Genomic DNA, 5,715 nt, shown 5'->3' on the forward strand with positions numbered 1-5,715 from the left:
GTCCTCGACGGCCTCGCGCAGCTCGGGCTCGATGTCGTCATAGACCGGCAGGTCGCCGGCGTTGACGATGCCCATGTCCATGCCCGCGGCGATCGCGTGGTACAGGAACACCGAGTGGATCGCCCGGCGCACCGGCTCGTTGCCACGGAACGAGAAGCTGACGTTCGACACGCCGCCCGAGACGCGGGCATGGGGCAGCTCGGCCTTGATGCGCTTGGTCGCCTCGATGAAGTCGACCGCGTAGTTGTCGTGCTCCTCGATGCCGGTCGCCACGGCGAAGATGTTCGGATCGAAGATGATGTCCTCGGGCGGGAAGCCCACCTGTTCGGTCAGGATCCTGTAGGCCCGCCGGCAAATCTCGACCTTGCGGTCGGCGGTGTCCGCCTGCCCCACCTCGTCGAAGGCCATCACCACGACCGCCGCGCCGTAGCGCAGACAGGCCTTGGCCTGCTCGATGAACTTGGCTTCGCCTTCCTTCAGGCTGATCGAATTGACGATCGACTTGCCCTGCACGCACTGCAGCCCGGCCTCGATCACCTCCCACTTCGAGCTGTCGATCATCACCGGCACGCGGGCGATGTCCGGCTCGGCGGCCACGAGGTTCAGGAACGTCCGCATGGCGGCGACCGAGTCCAGCAGGCCCTCGTCCATGTTGACGTCGATGACCTGGGCGCCGGCCTCCACCTGCTGACGCGCGACGGACAGCGCCTCGGGATAGTTCCCCTCGGCGATCAGTTTCCGGAATTTGGCGGAGCCCGTGACGTTGGTGCGCTCGCCGACGTTTACGAAAGTGGGACGCATTCAGACCAATTCGAAAGGTTCGAGACCCGCCAGGCGCATGGCCGTCGGGCGCTCCGGGACCTGCCGCGGTTTCAGCCCACGCACCGCGTCGGCCACGTGCTTGATGTGCTCGGGCGTCGTGCCGCAGCAGCCGCCCAGGATGTTGACCAGCCCGTGCTCGGCCCACTCATGCAGCATGTGGCCGGTCTCGTGCGGCTGCTCGTCGTACTCGCCCATGGCGTTCGGCAGGCCGGCGTTCGGATAGGCGCTGACCAGGGTGTCGGCGATCCGCGCCAGTTCCGCGATGTGCGGCCGCATCAGTTCCGCGCCCAGGGCGCAGTTTAGGCCGACCGCGAACGGCTTGGCGTGCCGTACCGAATTCCAGAACGCCTCGACCGTCTGGCCCGACAGCGTCCGGCCCGAGCGGTCGGTGATGGTCCCCGAGATCCAGATCGGCAGCGGCTCGTAGCCCTGATCCTCGAGGTCCATGATCGCCTTGATGGCGGCCTTGCAGTTCAGGGTGTCGGTGATGGTCTCCACGAGGAACAGGTCCACACCGCCCTCGTGCAGCGCCCGCACCTGCTCGCTGTAGGCCGCATAGACCTGCTCGAAGGTCACCTTGCGCGCGCCCGGATCGTTCACGTCCGAGCTCATCGACAGCATGACCGGCAGGGGGCCGATGGAGCCCGCCACGAACCGCGGCTTGTGCGGTTCCTTGGCCGTCCACCGGTCGGCCGAGGCGCGGGCCAGCTTGGCGCCCTCGAAGTTGATGTCCCAAACGGCGGCTTCGCACGCATATTCGGCCTGGCCGATGGCGGTCGCCGAGAACGTGTTGGTTTCGGAAATGTCCGCGCCGGCCGCGAAGTAGGCGTCGTGCAGCTCCGATATGATGTCGGGCCGGGTGACGCACAGCAGGTCGTTGTTGCCGCGCAGCTCTCCAGGCGCCTCCTTGAACCGCTCGCCGCGGTAGTCGGCTTCCGCCAGGCCCCGCTTCTGGATCATGACGCCCCACGATCCGTCCAGGATCAGCACGCGCTCCTTGGCGGCGGCCTTCAGGGCCGCGATGCGTTCCTGCCGGGTCATGCCGCGGCCTCCTTCGGCTCAGGTCCGGTGTCGCGCACGCCCAGCACCCGGCAGATGGCGTAGGTGAGGTCCGCGCGGTTGAGGGTGTAGAAGTGGAAGTCGCCGAAGCCTTCCTCGGCCAGCCTTGCGCACATCTCGCTGGCCACCGACGCGGCGATCAGACGACGGGTCTCCGGATCCTTGTCCAGCCCGTCGAACAGGTTGCCCAGCCACGCCGGCAGCTCGATGCCGATCGGCCCGGCCATCTTCTTCAGCCCGGCGTAGTTGGTCACCGGCATGATCCCCGGTGAGATCGGGATGTTCACCCCGGCCTTGCGCACCCGGTCCATGAACCGCAGGAAGCCGTCGACGTCGAAGAAGAACTGGGTGATCGCCCGCGTCGCCCCGGCGTCGATCTTGGCCTTGAGCACGTCGATGTCGTGGTCGATCGACGGACTCTCGGGATGCACGTGCGGATATAGGCCGACGCTGACTTCGAAGTCGCCGATGGCCCGGATGCCGGCCGTCAATTCGGTGGCGTTGTGATAGCCGTCGGGCCTCGGCGTATAGACCCCGCCGATCTGGCCCGGCGGATCGCCGCGCAGGGCCACGATGTGGCGGATGCCGGACGCCCAGTAGTCGCGGATGACCTCGTCCACCTCTTCGCGGCTCGCCTCGACGCACGTCAGGTGCGCGGCGGGCTTCAGCGTCGTCTCCGACAGCATGCGCAGCACGGTCCGGTGCGTGCGGTCGCGGGTCGAGCCGCCGGCGCCATAGGTCACGGACACGAACGACGGGCTCAGCGGCTCCAGGCGGCGGATCGCCTCCCAAAGCTTCTCCTCGGCTTCGGGCGTCTTGGGCGGCGAGAACTCGAACGAGACGTTGGGGCGCGGGGCGCCGCCAACGCCGGCGCGAGCGATCGGGCCAAGGGCGGTCGGGTTCGAAGTCATGCGGCGTTCCTCTGGCGCTGGCCGAGGCGTTCGGCGGTCCAGATCTTCACGGTCAGGCCCTGTTCGCGGGTCGGCGGCAGGGAGTCGACGTCGATGTCGGCGAAGGCGCCGTCCTTCAGCCACCGACTGATCTCGGCGTCCGAGAAGCCCAATCGGCGGTGCTGGTGCTGCTCGCGCAGGAACTCGAGGTTGTGCTGGGCGAAGTCGACGATGATCAGCCGGCCGCCCGGCGCGGTGATGCGCGCGGCCTCCTTCACGGCGGCGGCCGGGTCGCCCAGGTAGTGCAGCACCTGGTGGACAATCACGAGGTCGGCGCAGCCGTCCGGCAGCCGGGTGCCGAAGATGTCCCCGTGGCGCAGCTCGCAGCGTTCCAGGCCGGCCTCGGCGACGTGGCTGCGCGCGATGTTCAGCATCTGCTGCGACAGGTCCAGACCCAGGGCATGCTCGGCGCGCGGCCCCAGCAGGGTCAGCATGCGGCCGGTGCCAGAGCCCAGGTCGACAAGCCGTTTGAACGGCCCGGCGCCCGCGGCCTCCACGATCGCCGCCTCTACATCGCTCTCAGAGACGTAAAGCGAACGGATTTCGTCCCAGCGCGCCGCATTGCGCGCGAAGTAGGCGTTGGCGTCGGCGGCGCGCTCAGACTGCACGGCGATCAGGCGCTCGGCGTCGCGCAGGAAGACCGGATCGGCGCCGTCGATGCGTCCCAGGAGCTCCGCGACAAGTTCGCCGGCGTGCCCCTGCTGGACCAGCCGGTAGAAGACCCACGCTCCGTCAGGGAAGCGTTCCACCAGGCCCGCTTCGGCCAACAGCTTGAGGTGCCGTGAGACGCGGGGCTGCGACTGGTCCAGCACCCGACACAGTTCGAGCACCGCCAGCTCCTCCCGCGCCAGCAGCGCAAGGATGCGCAGGCGCGTCGGCTCGCCTGCCGCGCGCAGCACGTCCACAGCCTGGGCCGCCGAGAGTTTCATCGGCCCATATAAAGATATCTTTATGTCTTTAAGTCAAGTGAAAGGCGTGGTTTCGTTCGGCTCCCAGAGCTCGATCTTCACGCCGACCGGATCCATCAACCAGGCGAACCGCCCGTTCGGATCGGCATCGTCCCGGCCCACCGGCTCGACACCTTCGGCGCGAGCCCTATCCAGCACGCCATCCAGGTCGTCGACCACGAAGTTGACCATGAACGCGGCGGCGCTCGGCTCGAAGTAGGTCGTGTCGGCCTTGAACGGGCTCCACACGTGATAGCCCCGCTTCAAGGGCGGAAACACAGCGCCGCCCCACTCCGAAACGTCCATGCCCAAGACCCGGCGATACCACTCACCCACGGCGGCGCCGTTGTCGGCCTTGAAGAAGACACCGCCGATGCCAAGAACCTGCGCCATTGGGGCCTCCTAGGCTGCGACCGGGCTCGCCACGGGCTCCCCGGCCAGGAACAGTCGCACGTTCTCGACGGCCTGCGCCACCATCCGGGGGATGGAGTCCACGGTGCCGCCGGCGCTGTGCGGAGTGAGCACCGTGTTCGGCACGTCGGCCCATCGCGCCGCCGGCGTCGGCTCCTCGGCGAACACATCCAGGGCGGCGCGGCCCAGGCGGCCGTCCTTCAACGCCGCGATCAAGGCGTCCTCGTCAATGACCGAGCCGCGGGCGACATTGACGATCAGCCCCTTCGGCCCAACCGCCTCGATCACCTCACGTGAGACGGCCTCGCGGTTCGAGGCGTCGGCGCGGCAGGCGACGACGAGGATGTCGCTGTCCTGCGCCAGCTTCAGCAGGCTCTCGGCCCGCGGCCAGCGCGCCGACTTGGGGTTCGGCCCCCACCAGGCCACCTGCAGACCGAACGCCTCGGCGCGGACCGCCACGGCTTCGCCGATGGCGCCAAGCCCCATGACGCCCAGGCGGCGGCCCTTCAGGCCGGGCCCCGGCCGCATCCGCGGATCGTCCCGCCAGCCGCCCTCGCGCACGATCCGGTCGCCAAGCGCGATCTTGCGCCAGGACGCGAGCACCAGGCCCATGGCGTGGTCGGCCACGTCGTCGGCGTTCAGTCCCTTGGCGTGGGTCACCTCGATGCCGTGCGCGCGGCACCAGGGCACGTCCACCCCGTCGTAGCCGACGCTGACGCAGGCAATCAGGCCCAGGTTCGGCAGGCTCTGCAGGAACTCGGGCGGCAGCGGGATCTCGCCCGCGTGCACGATCACTCGGACAGCCTGGCGATCCGCATCCGAAAGGGTCCACCGCTCCGCCACCCGCAGGCCGCCGGCCTCCAGCGGCTGGCGCACCGGCGACAGCATCTCGTGCGACAGCATCACCACCGGCTCGGACATCGGGACCTCCTGCGAAGCGCCCCTGATGCCAGACCCCGTGGCAGGCGACTAGCTCGTGAAGATCCAACCGGCCGGCAGCGTCGAGAGGTCGACGCCGACCAGCACCATCTGGTCGCCGCCGCCCATGTCCACGATCGTGTCGGTGCCTTCCTGGCGCAGGGTGTAGGTGGTCCCGGCGAGCACGTTGACCCGGTCCCCCTGAGCGGCGTTGAAGTCGAGGATCCGGTCCAGGCCGGCGCCCGAGAAGGTGTGGAAGAGGTCCGCGCCGGCGCCGCCCGAGATGGTGTCGGCCCCGCGATCGCCGGCCATGTAGTCGTCGCCGTCCCCGCCCGAGATGGAATCCGAGCCCTGGCCGCCGCGCACCCAGTCGGCGCCGGCGCCGCCCTCCTGGGTGTCGTTCCCGAGGTTACCGTAGACGACGTCGTTGTCCGCCTCGCCGTACAGCATGTCGTTGCCTTGCCCGCCGACAACCCAGTCGCCGCCCAGGCCGCCGCGCACCGTGTCCTCGCCCCAGTTGCCGTGCAGGTCGTCGAAGGCATGCCCGCCGGAGAGCGAGTCATTGCCGTCCCCGCCGCGCAGGAAGTTGGAGCCGCCGTAGTCCGTCA

The 5,715-nt window shown here is 69.0% G+C and carries 7 protein-coding genes; all 7 read right to left on the reverse strand.

What is annotated here, in order from left to right:
- Window positions 1-801, reverse strand: an 801-nt coding sequence (locus RIF93_RS18075) for a dihydropteroate synthase (protein ID WP_309092844.1), incomplete at its 3' end; no start/stop codon positions are given.
- Window positions 802-1,863 carry a homocysteine S-methyltransferase family protein gene (locus tag RIF93_RS18080; protein WP_309092845.1) on the reverse strand — a complete coding sequence of 354 codons (1,062 nt, stop codon included), beginning with the start codon at window positions 1,861-1,863 and terminating at the stop codon, window positions 802-804.
- Window positions 1,860-2,792: a methylenetetrahydrofolate reductase [NAD(P)H] gene (metF, locus tag RIF93_RS18085; protein WP_309092846.1), complete on the reverse strand. Its 933-nt coding sequence runs from the start codon at window positions 2,790-2,792 to the stop codon at window positions 1,860-1,862. Before metF ends, RIF93_RS18080 begins: the two co-directional genes overlap by 4 nt.
- Window positions 2,789-3,760 (reverse strand): metalloregulator ArsR/SmtB family transcription factor, encoded by a 972-nt coding sequence (locus RIF93_RS18090; protein WP_309092847.1) that lies wholly within the window; start codon window positions 3,758-3,760, stop codon window positions 2,789-2,791. Before RIF93_RS18090 ends, metF begins: the two co-directional genes overlap by 4 nt.
- A gap of 33 nt (window positions 3,761-3,793) precedes the next feature.
- The gene (locus tag RIF93_RS18095) at window positions 3,794-4,171 is read right to left on the reverse strand and encodes a VOC family protein (protein WP_309092848.1); all 378 of its coding nucleotides are present in this window, start codon (window positions 4,169-4,171) and stop codon (window positions 3,794-3,796) included.
- 9 nt (window positions 4,172-4,180) lie between these two features.
- Window positions 4,181-5,110, reverse strand: coding sequence for a 2-hydroxyacid dehydrogenase (locus tag RIF93_RS18100; RefSeq protein WP_309092849.1), 930 nt, complete (start codon window positions 5,108-5,110; stop codon window positions 4,181-4,183).
- 48 nt (window positions 5,111-5,158) lie between these two features.
- Window positions 5,159-5,715: calcium-binding protein (locus tag RIF93_RS18105; RefSeq protein WP_309092850.1), on the reverse strand; the 557-nt coding region annotated here is incomplete at its 5' end.

The sequence above is a fragment of the Phenylobacterium sp. genome, from assembly GCF_031181185.1.
GTDB lineage: Bacteria > Pseudomonadota > Alphaproteobacteria > Caulobacterales > Caulobacteraceae > Phenylobacterium.

What these genes read in the sequence shown, in the direction of transcription:
- RIF93_RS18100 (WP_309092849.1), bottom strand. Translation starts at nt 5,110, where the DNA reads ATGTCCGAGCCGGTGGTGATGCTGTCGCACGAGATGCTGTCGCCGGTG.
- metF (WP_309092846.1), bottom strand. Translation starts at nt 2,792, where the DNA reads ATGACTTCGAACCCGACCGCCCTTGGCCCGATCGCTCGCGCCGGCGTT.
- RIF93_RS18080 (WP_309092845.1), bottom strand. Translation starts at nt 1,863, where the DNA reads ATGACCCGGCAGGAACGCATCGCGGCCCTGAAGGCCGCCGCCAAGGAG.
- RIF93_RS18095 (WP_309092848.1), bottom strand. Translation starts at nt 4,171, where the DNA reads ATGGCGCAGGTTCTTGGCATCGGCGGTGTCTTCTTCAAGGCCGACAAC.
- RIF93_RS18090 (WP_309092847.1), bottom strand. Translation starts at nt 3,760, where the DNA reads ATGAAACTCTCGGCGGCCCAGGCTGTGGACGTGCTGCGCGCGGCAGGC.